Origin of the sequence: Saccharicrinis sp. 156, from assembly GCF_050589685.1 — a bacterium.
In the GTDB taxonomy this organism is placed as follows: domain Bacteria; phylum Bacteroidota; class Bacteroidia; order Bacteroidales; family Marinilabiliaceae; genus Saccharicrinis.
On record NZ_JBNGOS010000055.1, the window covers coordinates 1 to 15,913 of the forward strand.

The 15,913-nt window shown below is 37.8% G+C and carries 13 protein-coding genes; 8 read left to right on the forward strand and 5 right to left on the reverse strand.

The genetic code is table 11. The features are described from left to right. Positions 1–207: 207 nt before the first annotated feature. From ACRD64_RS23030 to ACRD64_RS23050, 5 genes are all read right to left on the reverse strand, one after another. Positions 208–1,197 carry a Gfo/Idh/MocA family protein gene (locus ACRD64_RS23030; protein WP_430936556.1) on the reverse strand — a complete coding sequence of 330 codons (990 nt, stop codon included), beginning with the start codon at positions 1,195–1,197 and terminating at the stop codon, positions 208–210. Positions 1,198–1,305: 108 nt separating this feature from the next. After that, positions 1,306–4,056: a hypothetical protein gene (locus ACRD64_RS23035; protein WP_430936558.1), complete on the reverse strand. Its 2,751-nt coding sequence runs from the start codon at positions 4,054–4,056 to the stop codon at positions 1,306–1,308. Positions 4,057–4,113: 57 nt separating this feature from the next. After that, a complete protein-coding gene (locus tag ACRD64_RS23040; RefSeq protein ID WP_430936560.1) occupies positions 4,114–6,489 on the reverse strand; it encodes a T9SS type A sorting domain-containing protein in 2,376 nt (791 codons plus the stop codon). Between the two features lie 17 nt (positions 6,490–6,506). Next, positions 6,507–7,082 carry a non-canonical purine NTP diphosphatase gene (locus ACRD64_RS23045; protein ID WP_430936562.1) on the reverse strand — a complete coding sequence of 192 codons (576 nt, stop codon included), beginning with the start codon at positions 7,080–7,082 and terminating at the stop codon, positions 6,507–6,509. Between the two features lie 105 nt (positions 7,083–7,187). Then, entirely contained in the window at positions 7,188–8,021 is an 834-nt protein-coding gene (locus tag ACRD64_RS23050; protein WP_430936564.1) for a universal stress protein, read from the reverse strand. 90 nt (positions 8,022–8,111) lie between these two features. On the opposite strand from ACRD64_RS23050, the gene ACRD64_RS23055 reads away from it, so the two are divergent. From ACRD64_RS23055 to atpG, 8 genes are all read left to right on the forward strand, one after another. Then, positions 8,112–9,929: an adenylate/guanylate cyclase domain-containing protein gene (locus ACRD64_RS23055; protein WP_430936566.1), complete on the forward strand. Its 1,818-nt coding sequence runs from the start codon at positions 8,112–8,114 to the stop codon at positions 9,927–9,929. A gap of 135 nt (positions 9,930–10,064) precedes the next feature. Beyond that, positions 10,065–10,448 carry a bactofilin family protein gene (locus ACRD64_RS23060; RefSeq protein WP_430936568.1) on the forward strand — a complete coding sequence of 128 codons (384 nt, stop codon included), beginning with the start codon at positions 10,065–10,067 and terminating at the stop codon, positions 10,446–10,448. A gap of 407 nt (positions 10,449–10,855) precedes the next feature. After that, positions 10,856–11,935, forward strand: a complete 1,080-nt coding sequence (gene atpB / locus ACRD64_RS23065) for a F0F1 ATP synthase subunit A (protein WP_430936570.1) — start codon at positions 10,856–10,858, stop codon at positions 11,933–11,935. Positions 11,936–11,972: 37 nt separating this feature from the next. Then, a complete protein-coding gene (atpE, locus tag ACRD64_RS23070) occupies positions 11,973–12,179 on the forward strand; it encodes an ATP synthase F0 subunit C (protein WP_301199878.1) in 207 nt (68 codons plus the stop codon). Between the two features lie 35 nt (positions 12,180–12,214). Further along, the gene (atpF, locus tag ACRD64_RS23075; RefSeq protein ID WP_430936573.1) at positions 12,215–12,712 is read left to right on the forward strand and encodes a F0F1 ATP synthase subunit B; all 498 of its coding nucleotides are present in this window, start codon (positions 12,215–12,217) and stop codon (positions 12,710–12,712) included. Between the two features lie 96 nt (positions 12,713–12,808). Beyond that, positions 12,809–13,345, forward strand: a complete 537-nt coding sequence (gene atpH / locus ACRD64_RS23080; RefSeq protein ID WP_430936575.1) for an ATP synthase F1 subunit delta — start codon at positions 12,809–12,811, stop codon at positions 13,343–13,345. 24 nt (positions 13,346–13,369) lie between these two features. Beyond that, positions 13,370–14,971 carry a F0F1 ATP synthase subunit alpha gene (gene atpA, locus ACRD64_RS23085; RefSeq protein WP_430936577.1) on the forward strand — a complete coding sequence of 534 codons (1,602 nt, stop codon included), beginning with the start codon at positions 13,370–13,372 and terminating at the stop codon, positions 14,969–14,971. A gap of 12 nt (positions 14,972–14,983) precedes the next feature. Then, positions 14,984–15,862, forward strand: coding sequence for an ATP synthase F1 subunit gamma (gene atpG, locus ACRD64_RS23090; RefSeq protein WP_430936579.1), 879 nt, complete (start codon positions 14,984–14,986; stop codon positions 15,860–15,862). The last annotated feature ends 51 nt before the right edge of the window (positions 15,863–15,913 follow it).

The window sequence follows — 15,913 nt, forward strand, 5'->3', positions numbered from 1 at the left end:
CTACAAACTTGACTTTAGATTTAAATAGTGTAATGTATTCTTGCTAAATAAAATCGTTGAAAGTAATCGGGACAAGTGATGCCTCGTTTCAGTAATGCCTTGTTTTATTGTTCTTGCAATGCTCATGACGAACCTCCAATACATAATCTGGGTTTAACCTGTATTTTTAATGCCTCTTGCGGTTTAAAGCCTGATTTAATCGGGGGATTACCCTATTCTTTCCCACTTTCGGGTCTCATTCGACCTAAATAAAGCATCAATCACCTTCATGTTGTTTACGGCATCTGATACATTAACCGGAGTTGGGCTATTATTTATGATTGATGTAGCAAAGGCATCGAACATCAATCCATATTGGTCGCATACCTCAAAAGTTACTGTTCTATCCCCTTGGCCGGTGGAAACCAATATCTCGGCCCTGGTATCAACATAGGTATTAAACGGTATATGAACACGAATACGGCCGGAGCTTCCAATAACCTCAACATATTGATTGGCATGACTTAAGGTTGAAACCGTATAACTGGCATGCGTTCCGTTAAAATCGAGAATCGCGGAACTTAGTGTGTCTGTATGAAATTCGTTATGTTTTTGGTGTATTGAAATAACCTGATCAGGTTCTTGATCCAGCAAAAAACGAGGAACAGATATCGCATAACAACCGATGTCCATGACTGCTCCTCCGCCAAAATCTTTTTTGTTTCTAATATTATCGGGTGCCGGGTTGTTATATGCAAATGAAGCATTTATATACATTATTTTTCCAATCTGATTGGTTCTGACCATATCCTTAACGTGAATCCATAGCGGGTGGAATTTATACATAAAAGCCTCCATTAATTTAACCCCGTTTTTGTTGGCTATGTCAACACATTCCTGAGCTTGTTTGGTATCAAGGGCAATTGGCTTTTCACATAGAACATGCTTTTTAGCCATGGCTGCTTTTTTTACCCACTCCAGATGTAAATGGTTGGGTAAAGGAATATATACAAAATCGATATCAGGGTCTTCAAGCAAAACCTCGTAACTATCATGTACTCTCTCAATACCAAACTCATTAGCGAATTGCTGTGCCTTTATGGCGTTACGGGAGGCGATAGCATAAATTTCGCAATTTTTGGTGTTTTGTAAGGGCAAAACTATTCGTTTTATTAAATGGTTCGATACACCAAGAACCCCAATTTTAATTTTTTTCATATCTTCTAAAAATTAGCAAAACTCTGATAAATAGTGCAAACTTCAATCATGCCCCCGCGTGGCCTGAGTATTTGTCCCGTGCTCGCTGCAGGCAGACGGCCATGCCAGTTATTCAACTTTATAGTTGTATAAATAGTTGTTTTCGCCCCCAACAATAAGGTTAAACTTAGTACTTTCTTTATTCAAAAACCCTATGCTGAACCTGGATTTTCCTCTTAAAGGAAAGTTTTTATAGACCGATCCATTACTGTTGATGAGATATATTTTATTGTTTTCCTGATCAAATACCCCAATTTTTTTGTTGTTGCCCGAGAAATGGTAACCGTCAGCTGTTGGGAGTAGGTTGCCGTCTATTTCCACCTCAAAAAGTTTTTTTGAATTGGCCTTAAAAGCATATACATTTTCCTTTGTAACAAGAATGAATTCCATGCCTTTGTTGTTACTAAAATCCCAGGCCATAAAATGATGCCCTTCATTTGAATTTAGCAATTTAGTAGTGATACAGTCACCTGTGTTTAAGTTGATTTTTTGCAGGTTTCCGTTTGTATCGGTTGTTAAAAGGAAAGGTATATTGTTTTCTGTCAGCAAATAAAATAAACTGTTTTCGTTGCGGATAAAATCCGATTTGATAGTTACTCTGTTTTCCCCTTTTCGGTTTAAAATATAATTTCGTTTGTCGTCTGCAAAAGCAATATAATCTTTTCCTTGAACCCTAATGTGCTGAATAGGTTGGCTTACTTTACCTTCGGTAGCTTTGGCTTTCCAGCCCGTAATTCTATTTCCGGATTTATCGAATACGTAGGTGTTTCTGTTTGAACAAGCTACAAAAATCCTGTAGTTGCGGTTATTGTCGTAATCAAATACAGCTATCGGATTGGTGGCCTTATAAGCCAGATCAATAGGGTATTTTTCTACGTTATTGCCGTTTCTATCCAGCAAATATATCCTATTAACTGTATTAAATAAGTATTGAAATTTGTTGTTTCTGAAATAATCAATTTGGGTCACTTCTCCCATAATTTGTGCTTCCAGTTTCTTTTTCCAAAGCACCCTGCCCGAATTGGAAATCAGGTAAAGCATGTTCGATTTGTCCTGAACCAAAATTTCCTTTTCTTTGGTATAATGGTTTACAACTAATGCTGGTTTTCCTATAATAGTGCTATCCAGACCGCTTTGCCAGACGGTTTCGGGTTCGCTCTCGCGGGTTGGCAAATAATGGATGCATGCGTTTACGTATATTAAGTCGTTGGCTGCTGTTGCCAGTTGAATCCCAAATCCATAAAATTGGTTTAAACTTTCCTGCTGTGTTCTCGAAGGATTAAAAAGTTCGAGATTACCCGATTCGGGCAATAGCGATTTAATTTTAGAAATGTCGCAATAAACAAACATGTTTTCCTTGTATGAGAACATATTGGTAAACTGCCGGTGATATTTGCTATCATCTAAAGTTTTATGAAGGATATTGGCATAAATTAAGTCCGATAGTTTTTTGACAGAATTCGAGAAAATCATGTAATTATCCACAAAAGTGAAATAATCCTTGGGTAGCTCCGGGCAGTATGTATTTAATAACAATGGAAATACTTTTGCGGCCGTTGATTTATAGATGGGGTATTGGGTTTGTTGATCTAGCTGGTAAAAGGTAACCGGTTTTGTTTCTGAATCAGACAAGCTGTTCAATAGACTAATAGTTTTAGATTTACTTTTTGTGTTTAATATTAAATAGCTGTTATCATTGTTTTCATTTTCGGACGAATTGTTAATGACATAGGAAAATTCTTTGTCAATAATATCAAATACTTGTTCTTCTGTGGACTCAAGGGAATTCTTAAAACCAAGTTTGTTATAATTACTTTGAATAGCTTCGTACGTACCTTCTTGCTTAAGGTAGTTTTTTAGGTTGCGACGCATTTTATCCTTATCATCGTAACTAATTGTTTGAACAAAACTGGCGTTATCAGGTATTATTTGGTTTATTTTTGTATAACCGGCATCAATACCATCAAACAGTGCGTTCATCTTAGTTTGGTTTTCATCGGTATATAAAAAACCATTGATAAGAATATGTGTGTCGTTCAGGTTCAGATCAAATTCGCCCCAAGAGGCAACCTTTGAGAAAAAGGATAGTTTTTTCTTGTGGTTTTTAGTAAAAACTTTTGATAACGCCTGCCCTATGTTATTGAAATTAACAAAAAGGTTGGCGTCGCTATTGCTTCCCACTGTTTTAAAAAGTTTGCTGAATGTTTTATCCGACATAAGTGTGAAGTCGGATCTAAGTTGTCTCAACGCGTTTTCTACCAATAACGAAGCAGGGCTTATGATGAGGAGCCCACGATAAAAACTGACAAACAACTCAGTTTTTACCCCGGTTGGTTTAATAGAGTAGATATTGGAAGCGTTATATTTTCGCTGGTTAACAGCCCATCCGTCCGGATTTTCTTCCAGATAATTAACGAATATGTTCTGCTGAGCCTTGTTGCTAATAGAATAGGCAAATAAAGATTTTACTTTTTCTTTACCCAAGGGGTGAAGAGATATGGTAATCGGTTTTGATTTTAGGAAGCTTAAGATGGATTTATCTACAATAAGAGAATCGCCTTCAAATGCTTTCAGGTGATTAGAAAAGCTATTAAACCAATCGAATTCCAACAATGCTTCGTTATAACTGATACGGTTTAATATGATATCTGAAATCCGATCGGGTTTTTTAACCTGAATAATTACCGAAGCATCGGTAGGTACTGCTTTGATGGCTTGGTTGTTCTTAAAGTTCTTAAGGCTGGAGAAGTAGTGATAAGAATAGGCAAGTAATCCAATAAGAACTAATGAGATAATTATAAATGTTATTCGTCTGGTCATAAAATACTGATGAAACTTTTATGGTTGTTAAGATACAAGTAAAATATTTTTTAATTACTATCTGATTATCATTATTTTGGTAACCATATCTTCCGAACCATCTTCGTTGGTTGCAAAGACTAGGTATACCCCACTGCGGACATTTTCATTGTACATGTTTTTTCCATCCCATACTATTTGCCCGCCAGTTGAGTTAGCCTGGTATACTATTTTTCCGCTGATGTCAGTTATTCTTATGTTGGAATCTTCCATTAATCCTGTTACAGTTATCAAACCTTCATAATTAGGATTCACAGGGTTAGGAAAAGCTTTGACGCTTGAATAAGTTGGTTTACCTTCAATAGCCGTTCCTCTGTACGACAAAATACCTTTATCGGTACCCATAAAAACTTCTCCGCTGTTAGGGTTAATGGCCAGGGATAGGATTCTGTCTGATAATAATGGGCTGTTAGATGTGCTAAATTCGAGAATTGTTTCAGTCCCATCCGAAGAGATCAAATAAACCCCGTTAGATTCAGTTCCAACCCATTTTCTATTAGCACCGTCTACTGCCATAACGTTTACCTGAACATTCTCGAGTAAATAGTCAGCCAGGCCACTTCCGTCGTTTCTGGGAATTTTAACCCGTGATGCAATGGGTTTATCCAGGTTAAATATTTCCGTTGGGCGATAATAAACTACTATACCACTTGTGGTTCCAACCCATATATAACCGTTTTTGTCTTCTGCCAAACAAATAGGTTCAAGATCTATTTCGTCACCGTCTTCATCCCAAAGTAATAATTTGGAATTGCCGGAATTGTTTACGTCACCGGCATATCTGTAATTATCATCACTATCGGTTTCAATAGTACCTGAAGTATCATATACAAAAAGGCCTACTGGGTTGCGCACCGAAATACTCCATAAATGCCCCCATGAAGTAACGATTGTTTGCCACATCCAAGGATCGGAATCGGCACCACCAAATGTGTCATAGTCGTATAAATACCATCCGTAATGGTTGGCACTGTCGGTGTTTAAAAGTAGGTCTGGCTTTACAATAACCGGTATGGAGTCACTCATGTTATTGGCAAATAAGTTTCCATCACCATCCATTACAACGCCATTTACCAATCTCCATATGTAGGCCGAGTCTATTGGTGCATTTTTCTCTGTATCGATATAATGGGTAACAATTTCGTCATTCAAGAATTCAAAGATTCCACTGTGCGCGCTGCTGATAAAAGCATGATTTTCGTTTCTTGGATCAATTGCAATATCATTCAGGTTATAAGCGTTGCTTAAAAAGTCGTTGTTCTGCCAAGTAAAGTGTTTCCATTCGTTATTTCTCAATATGGAACATTCCGCTGGGTGGAATTCAGGATCAACGTAGTGGTTAATGCCGGCTACAACCCATAAGGCATTTTCCGATGCTGCCATTTTGTATGCTTTGTTGGAACTTGGTCCATCCGGAAGAATTTGAATGTCGTTTGAGTTGGATATTTGAATCAATCCGTTAGATGCATCACCAACCCAGCGATCATTATTTTCATCTATTAAAACAGATGAAAAATCCGTTGTTAGTTCTGTTCCATCTATAGAATACTGATGGATAGAATCTACTATGCTGAGATTGTTATCGTATTTATATATGATATCACTTGATATTGTATATAATTGTGAATTATATTGTTTTAAGTCGACAAACTTTGTTAGCTGGAACAAGTTTTCCCAGTTTCCATTGGCATATCGCATTATTTGCCCTGAGTTACCGTTTTTTCCGGAGGCAACAAGCTCGTCATTTATTGAAACCAACGAAAGGTATTCTTTGTTATCCGAACTTACTGTTCTCCAGGTTTGGTAGAATGATAGTAAATTGCTTTGCAGTGGTGCTCCAAGTATACCTTTTTCTGTGGCCGCATAAATTGAATCAGATGAGGTGGTCACTTGGTTAACCCCTAAATATGACGAGTTATCCCCAATCAGGTAAGTGTCTGAAATTTCCTTTTTGACTAGATCCAGCACAATAATCCCAAAAGTTGTTGAGCAATACGCCAAATTATTGACTACATGTATATGATTGATTTCCTTATCGGAAAGAAGTTCTTTGAATTTGAGGTCTGGGATATTCCAAACGTCGTTGTTGCTAACCAGATCAATATTTCCGTTATCATATCCAACAATAAGTATGTTTAAACTACTTGATGTTGCAATAGCTGTAATTTCTATATCCGACAAACCATTTAACTTGGTAATTTTTTCCACAACATTCTCTTCCGTATCATACGAAAACAGGCCAACGTTTGTAGCGGCATATATCCTGTTGTTTACCTTTTCAACACTATGCACATTGGCAAATGATAAATAATCCTGCCAGCTGCCAATAGCTACTTGAGCTTTACATAGGCATAGGCTAAGTATGAACAAACCAAATGTTATGAATGATTTCATATTAAGTTATATTGTATCTATAGTGTTTTTAAAAAATCAACCAGTTTAACAACCGCCCTTGCCCGGTGACTTATTTTGTTTTTTTCGGTTAGTTCCATCTCAGCAAATGAAATATCATATCCTTCGGGCACGAAGATAGGATCATAACCAAACCCTTTGCTGCCGGATTCATTGCGCTTAATAGTACCATTTACAATACCTTCAAATTGGTGTTCGGTGCCATCAATAATTAAAGAAATCACGGTTCTGAACCTTGATTTTCTGTTTTTTATACCTGTCATTCTATCTAACACCTTGCGCATATTTTTCACGGCATCTTTTTCCTTGCCGGCATAACGTGCGCTGTACACGCCGGGTTCACCGTTTAAGGCCTCAATTTCTAGTCCCGTGTCATCTGCAAAACAATCCAGATGATAGGTGTCGTAAATAAATCTCGATTTTTGTGTAGCGTTTTCTTCTAAGGTCATTCCGGTTTCGGGAATTTCGGTGTTGCAACCGATATCATCTAAACTTTTTAATTCTATTGAACTACCCAGAATATGTTGAAGCTCTTCAAGTTTGTTGAGGTTGTTTGTGGCAAAAACAAGTTTCATGTTAATTAGATAACGTTATGGTTGAGTGCAAAAGTATTTTATTACTTAAAAAAAAACAACGACTGAGCGGTCGTTGTTTAAATATGTAGTGCGTTTCAGGTAAATTTAAAATCCGCCCCCGTAACCGTATTTCATCAAATCGGTTCTAGGATTGATCACCATAACCGGTACTTTGTAACTGTTGGCAATAATCTGCTGTTCGTTGGCCCCTAAAATATAATCATGAAAAGCGATGTCTCTGGTGGTCATGATAATAATAGCAGCTGCTTCGATGTTATCCGCAAAACTAATTGTTTCTTGAGCAAAGGAGCCTTTACCTTCGGATAGGGAAAGCTCGTAGTCGATACCCCTTTCTTCCAGATACTTCTTGCAAAAAACTAAGTTAGCTTTTGTTCTTGGTTCAATAACCCCGTCTTTGGTAGAACTGCTCAAAAGATATATTTTGGTGTTAAGATATTTTGAAATAAACTCCGCCCAAAACAGTTTTTCTTTGTTCTCCGTTTTAAAATCAACAGGAAATACAATCTTCTTTACATCACTGTTGATAGGCTTCTCCTGAACCACAAAAAATGGTATTTTAGAGCCAATGATAACTTTAAGTGCCCAACTTCCGGTTAACTTTTGCATTCCTCTTATACCATGAGTCCCCATAATAACCATGATGGCATTCATTTCTTGCGCAACTTCGTTAATGGTTTTAAAAATGGTTCCCTCCCTTACAATGGCTTTGGTTTCCAGGTTGTACTTGTCCTTAATCATCTCTGTTTCTTTGTTAAGCTTTTGGAGCGAAGGCTCGATATCGCTTTCTTTCTTAACAATATGCAACAAGATGATTTCAGCATTGTTTTTGTTTGAGATAGACTTGGCATGGTCTATCGCATGCATGGCAACTTCAGTGAAGTCATATGGCACTAATATTATGTTTTCCGAGTTCTCCATGAGGTTAATTTAAAATATACGGTTTATTTTGCGAAATAAATATACTACTTTTGGTAAAAAATCAAGAATTAAAGATTAAAACAATCGACTGTGACTTATAAAGTTTTAATCAATGGTGCCCGAAAGCTTGTCTTAGTTGTTCTATATCTCTTAGCACTAAAGAATTATAGTTGCTTTGCAAAGGAAGGTAATTTAAATGAGAATGAAAGAAAAAAATTAATAAGTTCTATTATTCTTTCAGGAGATACCATTCATTTATCGGAGATAACGGATACAATTGTTATAAAGTCGAACAAATTTAAATTTATTGAGTTCAATTTTGTACCTGCAAGTGACCAGGATGCCGGCTTGTTGCGATATTATTTAAAAGGATTGGATCCCTCATTTGGTGATTGGACATTAAAAAATAGTGCGACTTATACTGGTCTGGATCATGGAGTCTATGAGTTCGTGCTGGAATCGCCAGACTATGTTCAAAAAGTTTATCTCGTCATCTCGTCATCGTATAACAGGTATTTTCTTTCCACTGTTATTCTGCTGTTGCTTATTATCTTCGCCATCATCGTTCTAAAGATCAGTTTAAAAGGAAGGAGTGGGGATAAAGTAAATGCCTGGCAAAACGATTCTATCGCTCCTTTTTTAAAAAAATATATCAACAAACCCGATCCTGAGCCAATTGACAATCGAAAATTGGCGCAAAGAGCATCGGTCAAGTACGAAAAGGCCACCGTTCTGTTTGCAGACATACAGGGCTTCACAAAGATTGTGGAGCATATGAACCCGGAGAATCTAATTGATGAACTGGATCGGTTTTTTATACATTTTGACGAAGTTGCGGATAAATATAAAATAGAGAAAATTAAAACCATCGGGGACGCATACATGTGTGCAGGCGGACTGCCCGAAAAAAACAGAACTAACCCGATTGAAGTGGTAATGGCCGCCATTGAAATGCAACGATTTATGCAAGAAACGGGACAGGATGCGCTAAAAAGCGGAAAGGATTTCTGGGAACTGCGCATAGGTATCCACACCGGCTCGGTTATTTCCGGAGTGATCGGGCGTAAAAAGTTATCCTTTGATATTTGGGGCGATACCGTTAATATCGCCAGCAGGATGGAATCTTCCGGTGTGGCCGGAAAAATAAATGTTTCGGGAGTGACCTACCAATTGGTTAAAGATTTTTTCGAATGCGAATATAGGGGCAAGATGCCCATAAAATATAAGGGCGAAACGGATATGTATTTTGTAAAGAGTATTATACCGCACCTTTCAGTGAACGGTGAAGGAATATACCCTAATCAGGTTTTCTATACAAAGCTGCAATGGATTCGTTACAATGATTTGGAAGATGCCGTTCTTGGGCAAATGCGTATGGAGTTATCTTCGGCATTAAAATACCACAACATTAAGCACACCATTGACGTATGTACCCAAGTGGAGGTGTTGGGCAGAGCCGAAGGATTAAATAACAAGGAACTGCTTTTGGTTAAAACAGCGGCATTGTTTCACGATACCGGTTACATGGTTAACCCAATGAGACACGAGGTTCAAAGCGTAAGAATTGCCAAGGAAATTTTGCCGCATTATTTTTACAATAAAAATGAAATCGACATTATTTGCCAGTTGATTATGGCAACCGAAAGTGATGCTGAACCTACCAAGTTGATGGAAAAAATAATAAAAGACGCAGACCTGGATTACCTCGGCAGAGCCGATTTTATTCCGCTATCCGAAAAACTTTGGGAAGAATTATGTAACTATAATGGAAAAATTTCGCAAAAGGAGTGGAACATGAAACAACATGCATTTCTTAGCAAACATGTTTATTATACAAATACGGCTAAAAAATTGAGACAAGTAAACAAAGAAATTCAAATGAAAAAGATTGAAGGTTTATTAATGTAACCCTTGTTTGTGCTATTGGAGAAATGCTTTAGGAATCTATTTTTAAGTAAAATATTTTAATCCTTACATTACGTTCTTTTTTTTTTATTTTCTTTGACATTAGAAAATTATACACAACAAATAAATTATAATAATATGGCTAAGTCATACGAACCGGAAACTAAATTACATAACCTAATTGGCTCCGGAACTAAAATTATCGGTAACATCGAAACAACCGAGAGTATCAGGATTGATGGTGAGATAGAGGGAAACATTGTATCGAAGGGAAAAGTAGTTATAGGTAGTAAAGGAAAAGTGAGGGGAGAGGCAAATTGCCTGAACGCTGAGATTGAAGGTGTTTTGGAAGGTAAAGTTATGGTTAAAGAATTGCTTTCGTTAAAGGCTACATCAAAGCTGTTGGGAGACATTGAGACCAACAAGCTTACCATAGAACCGGGAGCTGTGTTTACCGGTAAATGCCTAATGGGTGGAAGCGCTAAGGTAGTTGAACCTCAAGCTCAGGGTACCAAAAAATAAAAGTGAATAAAAATAGCGGATGGCGTTTGCCCATATATTACCTGTTTCTTTTTTCAGCGTTGTTATTGATAAATGGTATATTAGCATACTGTTTATTTCCTGCTGTTTTGCGAATTGTATTGGAAGGACAGGTATTTTTATTCGTGTTATATGTTTTAACAGCGTTATTGACAAAACATCTTAGGAAGAAGTTTGTTATGCACAACACTGGTTTAATATTGGCCGGGGTTATGGTAAAGATGATGGCTGCATTAATTTATTTGCTCCCTTTTTTATTGGGTGATCATCAACAAAAAGTGGCCATTGCCTTGTTTTTCATGATAAATTATATAATTTATCTTAACTTTTCAGTTGTTACCATCGTAAGAAACGATTAATGTACAACGTTCGATTGATTTAAAATTGTGATGAAGAAATTTCTTTGTGTACTTATATTACTCACGGGTATCTTTTATTCGAGTAGTTTTGCGTCCGATGAAAAGATGCCTTTCGAAGAAACTGAAGAAGTTTTTGATCCTACCGATTTAATAATGCACCATATCTCTGATGCCCATGTTTGGCATGTAGTTTCATGGGTTGAAGGAGCAGACGAAAAACATATTGAAATACCATTGCCTATTATTTTATACGATAAAGGTAAAGTGCATTTCTTTTTGTATTCCAGGTTCGATCATAATACCCATGTCGCAGAAAGTAATGGGAGTTATTTCTTGTACCATCACGGTAAAATCTACAAGTCGGATGCGCAGGGTACGGTGCAAAAAGATGATCATGGCCATATTACTAATGAGGCACCATTAGATTTTTCTTTAAAAAGAAATGTTTGGTCTATGTGGCTGTCCATAGCATTGTTAATTTGGCTATTCCTGACTGCAGCAAAAGCGTATAATGGTGGCCCAGCCAAACCCAAAGGAATTCAGGCGTTGTTGGAACCTATCATATTGTTTGTCAAGGAAGATATTGCAGATGCACAAATCAATCCTGACAAGGCACATAAATTTACGCCGTACTTACTTACAGTTTTCTTTTTTATATGGATCAATAACCTGCTTGGCTTGGTGCCATTTTTTCCGGGAGGGAGTAACTTTACCGGTAACATCTCAGTTACCATGGTGTTGGCTGTAATCACCTTTTTAATTACAAATATCAACGGAAGCAGAAGCTATTGGAAGCATACATTAACTGCTCCCGGCGTACCGTTTTTTGTTAAGGTATTACTCGTGCCGGTTGAAATCATTGGTTTATTTACAAAACCATTTGCGCTAATGATTCGTTTATTGGCCAATATAACTGCCGGGCATATCATCATATTGAGTTTAGTATCGCTCATTTTTATTTTAAAAACAATTTATATATCCCCTGTATCTGTTTTGCTAACGATAATCATGTTTACATTAGAATTATTGGTAGCGGTTTTACAGGCTTATATTTTTACTTTATTATCGGCTTTATTCATTGGAATGGCCGTTGAAGATCACGAACATTAATTTATAATTTAATATACATTTATAAAATTAAACAATTATGACACTTTCTCTTACTGCTGTAGGTTTAGGAATTATTGTATTAGGTGCCGGTCTTGGAATCGGGAAATTAGCCAATGGGGCAATGGAAGCCATGGCCCGTCAGCCGGAAATAAGCTCTAAAATTCAAACCGCAATGATTATTGCTGCCGCGCTTATCGAAGGTGCTGCTTTATTTGCTATTGTAGTTGCCCTTCTTAAAGGTTAATTGCCTTTTTCTGTTTTATTAAAAAAACGAGGCGTATGGATTTTTTATTAACACCCGATCCCGGGTTAGTATTTTGGACAACACTTTCATTTGCCATTTTGGCCTTTATCCTCAAAAAATATGCTTGGGGACCTATTTTAAATGCCTTAAAGTTAAGGAATGAAACCATAGAGCAATCTTTGCAAGCTGCCGAAAGAGCAAAAGCTGAAGTGGAAGATTTGGTTAAAACAAGGCAGGCTATGATGGATGCCGCCAAAAACGAACGTGACGAGTTATTAAAAGAAACTCGTGAGCTTAAAGATAAAATCTTAGCGGAAGCTCGCACGGGTGCTGGCCTTGAAGCCAATAAAATAATCGATTCAGCCCGTAAGCAAATTGAGACGGAAAAAAATGCCGCTATAAAGGAATTGAAAAAGCAGGTTGCAGAATTATCAATAGATATTGCTGGTCTCTTGATCGAATCGGAATTGAAAGATGACAGCAAGCAGAAAGCGATCATTGATAGGTACTTAAATAATGTAAATTTTAATTAATTACGGAGTAAGGTAAATAATCAAGCCTTGAAATTAGCTTTTAAGCATAAATTTTAGGCAAATTAATGTGACCTTAAATATCACAATTATAAACACATGAACGACAGTTTAATTTCCGTAAGATATGCAAAAGCTTTATTCCTTTTAAGTAAAGAAAAAGGTGAGGTGGATAATGTTTACAAAGACATGGACATGCTATCGGATTATTGTAAAAATACCGAAGAGTTCAACGAGCTTTTATCCAGTCCGGCGATTACTCCGGGCAAAAAGAAAAGAGCATTAAAAAATGTTTTTGAAAAACATGTAAACCAGCTAACCATGAATTTTCTGAATATTATGGTGGATAACAGGCGCGAATCTATGTTAGCTTCCATTGCCAGAAATTACATTGACTTTTACAAGAAAGACAAAAATATTAAAACGGTATCGCTATACACCGCATTTGAGTTAGATAAGGAGTATCTGAATACGGTTAAGGATATATTGAAAAAGGAGCTTGGGACAGATATAGAACTTACCGTAAGGGTTAGAGATAATCTGATTGGAGGATTTATATTAATGGTGGACGGAAAAATGATGGATGCCACAGTAGCTAATAAGCTAAAGGAATTAAAAAAGAAACTGTTGAGTTAATTACTACCGGTTAAAATTGTACTAATGAAAAATATTAGACCTGCCGAGGTTTCGGAACTATTAAAAAAACAAATACTAGGTTTTACTACAGATACTAATCTTGAAGAGGTTGGAACGGTACTTCAGGTGGGTGATGGTATTGCCCGTGTTTACGGACTAAACAAGGTCCGGGCAAATGAGCTTGTTGAGTTTGAATCGTGCAAAGGAGTGGTTTTAAACCTTGAACAAGATAATGTTGGAGTGGTGCTGTTGGGTTCGTCAAATGAAATCAAAGAGGGCGACATAGTAAAACGTACCGGAACCATTGCCTCTGTTAAGGTAGGAGAAGGCATGTTAGGTCGTGTTATCGATACCAATGGAGACCCTATTGATGGTAAAGGAAGTATCGACGGGGAGCTTTTTGAATTTCCCCTCGAAAGAAAAGCGCCGGGTGTAATTTACCGTCAGCCGGTTCAGGAACCTTTGCAAACAGGATTGAAAGCAATCGATGCGATGATTCCAATCGGTAGGGGACAGCGAGAGTTGATTATTGGTGACCGACAGACGGGTAAAACAGCCATCGCTATTGATACCATTATCAATCAAAGAGAATTTTTTGAGAAAGGCGAGCCTGTTTATTGTATTTATGTGGCCGTTGGACAAAAGGGGTCAACGGTAGCTCAAATTGTAAAAACGTTGGAGAAACACGGAGCAATGGAATACACAACAGTGGTTTCTGCCAGTGCCGCCTATCCTGCTGCCATGCAGTTTTATGCGCCGTTTACAGGTACCGCACTCGGAGAGTTCTTCAGGGATACAGGTAGGTCTGCTTTAATTATTTATGATGATCTGTCGAAGCAAGCAGTATCGTACCGGGAGGTTTCTTTGCTGTTACGTCGTCCGCCGGGCAGGGAAGCTTATCCCGGAGACGTATTTTATCTTCACTCACGGTTGTTGGAGCGTGCCGCTAAAATTATCGAATCGGACGAAATTGCTGCTCAAATGAATGATTTACCTGAATGTATCAAAGGTAAGGTAAAAGGTGGAGGCTCTTTGACGGCTCTCCCAATCATTGAAACGCAAGCGGGTGACGTTTCGGCATATATACCTACAAACGTTATTTCAATTACCGATGGTCAAATATTCCTGGAAGGAAACTTGTTTAACGCAGGTATCCGTCCCGCTATTAACGTAGGTATTTCAGTATCTCGTGTGGGAGGTAACGCACAAATCAAGTCCATGAAAAAGGTGTCGGGTACCTTGAAACTGGATCAGGCGCAGTATCGCGAACTGGAAGCGTTCTCCAAATTTGGTTCTGATATGGATGCCGCCACAAAGGCCGTGCTCGACAAGGGAAGTAAAAACGTGGAGCTTTTAAAGCAACCTCAATATGCACCGGTAAAAGTAGCCCACCAGGTAGCATTGATTTATTGCGGAACACAAGGCTTACTTTCAGAAGTGCCCGGTGATAAGGTAAAAGAATTTGAACAGAGTTTTATCGACGACCTTGAGATGAGACACAAGGGGGTGATAGATACACTGGGGAGCGGCAAAATATCGGAAATGGAAACAGACGTTCTTAAAGAAGTGGCTGCCGATGTTGCACGCAGATTTAAAGTGGTTGAAGAAGAAAAAGAAGAATTGTAATACGACTATCCAATGGGCAGCTTAAAAGATATACGTACACGCATAGATTCGGTTAAAACAACCCGACAAGTTACCAGTGCCATGAAATTGGTATCGGCTGCCAAGCTTAAAAAGGCGCAGGATGATATTTTTCGGATCAGGCCATACGCCGATAAACTGAACGAGATTATCTACGACCTGATCAACTCCATGGATGATGAGAGTGTAAAAATTGACTTGGCTGAGGAAAGGGAATCTGATCGTGTGTTGGTGGTAATGATAACCAGTAACAGGGGATTGTGCGGCGCTTTTAATTCGAATGTGGTGAAAGAGGTAAACAACCTGATCAGGAAAGAGTATTCTTCACATTTAAAAAATGGATTTATCGATGTGGTTGCCATAGGTAAACAAGGGAAAAAACTGTTAAAAACGGCAGGTATCCTCTGTTCCGATGAGAAAAACGAAGTTTATAATCACCTAAGCTTTAGTAATGTTGAGGAAATATCGCAAAGTATAATCGATGATTTTAAGATGAAAAAGTACGATAGGGTTTTAATTGCCTACAACGAGTTTGTTAATGCCGCAGTTCAAAACCCTACGGTGCAACAGTTCCTTCCTCTTCAATTGCCCGAGAGGGATGCTACACATACATCGCTGTATATTTATGAACCGGATCAAAAAACTATTATGGACGAACTTATCCCAAAGTCGTTGAAAACCATGTTTTTTAAAACCATTTTGGATTCGGTAGCTGCCGAACATGGTGCCAGGATGACATCGATGCATAAGGCAACAGATAATGCCACAGAACTCATTGGAGATCTACAGTTAAGTTATAATAAAGCCCGTCAGAGCTCCATTACCAGCGAGATACTTGAAATAGTGAGCGGGGCGGAGGCATTGACAAAATAAAGTTAAAGATACAATTAGATAAATAAAAAAGGTTGGTACATTTATATCAAC

Bases quoted from the DNA above. Each gene is read 5' to 3' on its own strand.
- atpG (WP_430936579.1), top strand. From the start codon at position 14,984: ATGGGCAGCTTAAAAGATATACGTACACGCATAGATTCGGTTAAAACA.
- ACRD64_RS23045 (WP_430936562.1), bottom strand. From the start codon at position 7,082: ATGAAACTTGTTTTTGCCACAAACAACCTCAACAAACTTGAAGAGCTT.
- ACRD64_RS23050 (WP_430936564.1), bottom strand. From the start codon at position 8,021: ATGGAGAACTCGGAAAACATAATATTAGTGCCATATGACTTCACTGAA.
- atpE (WP_301199878.1), top strand. From the start codon at position 11,973: ATGACACTTTCTCTTACTGCTGTAGGTTTAGGAATTATTGTATTAGGT.
- ACRD64_RS23060 (WP_430936568.1), top strand. From the start codon at position 10,065: ATGGCTAAGTCATACGAACCGGAAACTAAATTACATAACCTAATTGGC.
- ACRD64_RS23040 (WP_430936560.1), bottom strand. From the start codon at position 6,489: ATGAAATCATTCATAACATTTGGTTTGTTCATACTTAGCCTATGCCTA.
- atpA (WP_430936577.1), top strand. From the start codon at position 13,370: ATGAAAAATATTAGACCTGCCGAGGTTTCGGAACTATTAAAAAAACAA.
- atpB (WP_430936570.1), top strand. From the start codon at position 10,856: ATGAAGAAATTTCTTTGTGTACTTATATTACTCACGGGTATCTTTTAT.
- ACRD64_RS23030 (WP_430936556.1), bottom strand. From the start codon at position 1,197: ATGAAAAAAATTAAAATTGGGGTTCTTGGTGTATCGAACCATTTAATA.
- atpF (WP_430936573.1), top strand. From the start codon at position 12,215: ATGGATTTTTTATTAACACCCGATCCCGGGTTAGTATTTTGGACAACA.
- ACRD64_RS23035 (WP_430936558.1), bottom strand. From the start codon at position 4,056: ATGACCAGACGAATAACATTTATAATTATCTCATTAGTTCTTATTGGA.
- atpH (WP_430936575.1), top strand. From the start codon at position 12,809: ATGAACGACAGTTTAATTTCCGTAAGATATGCAAAAGCTTTATTCCTT.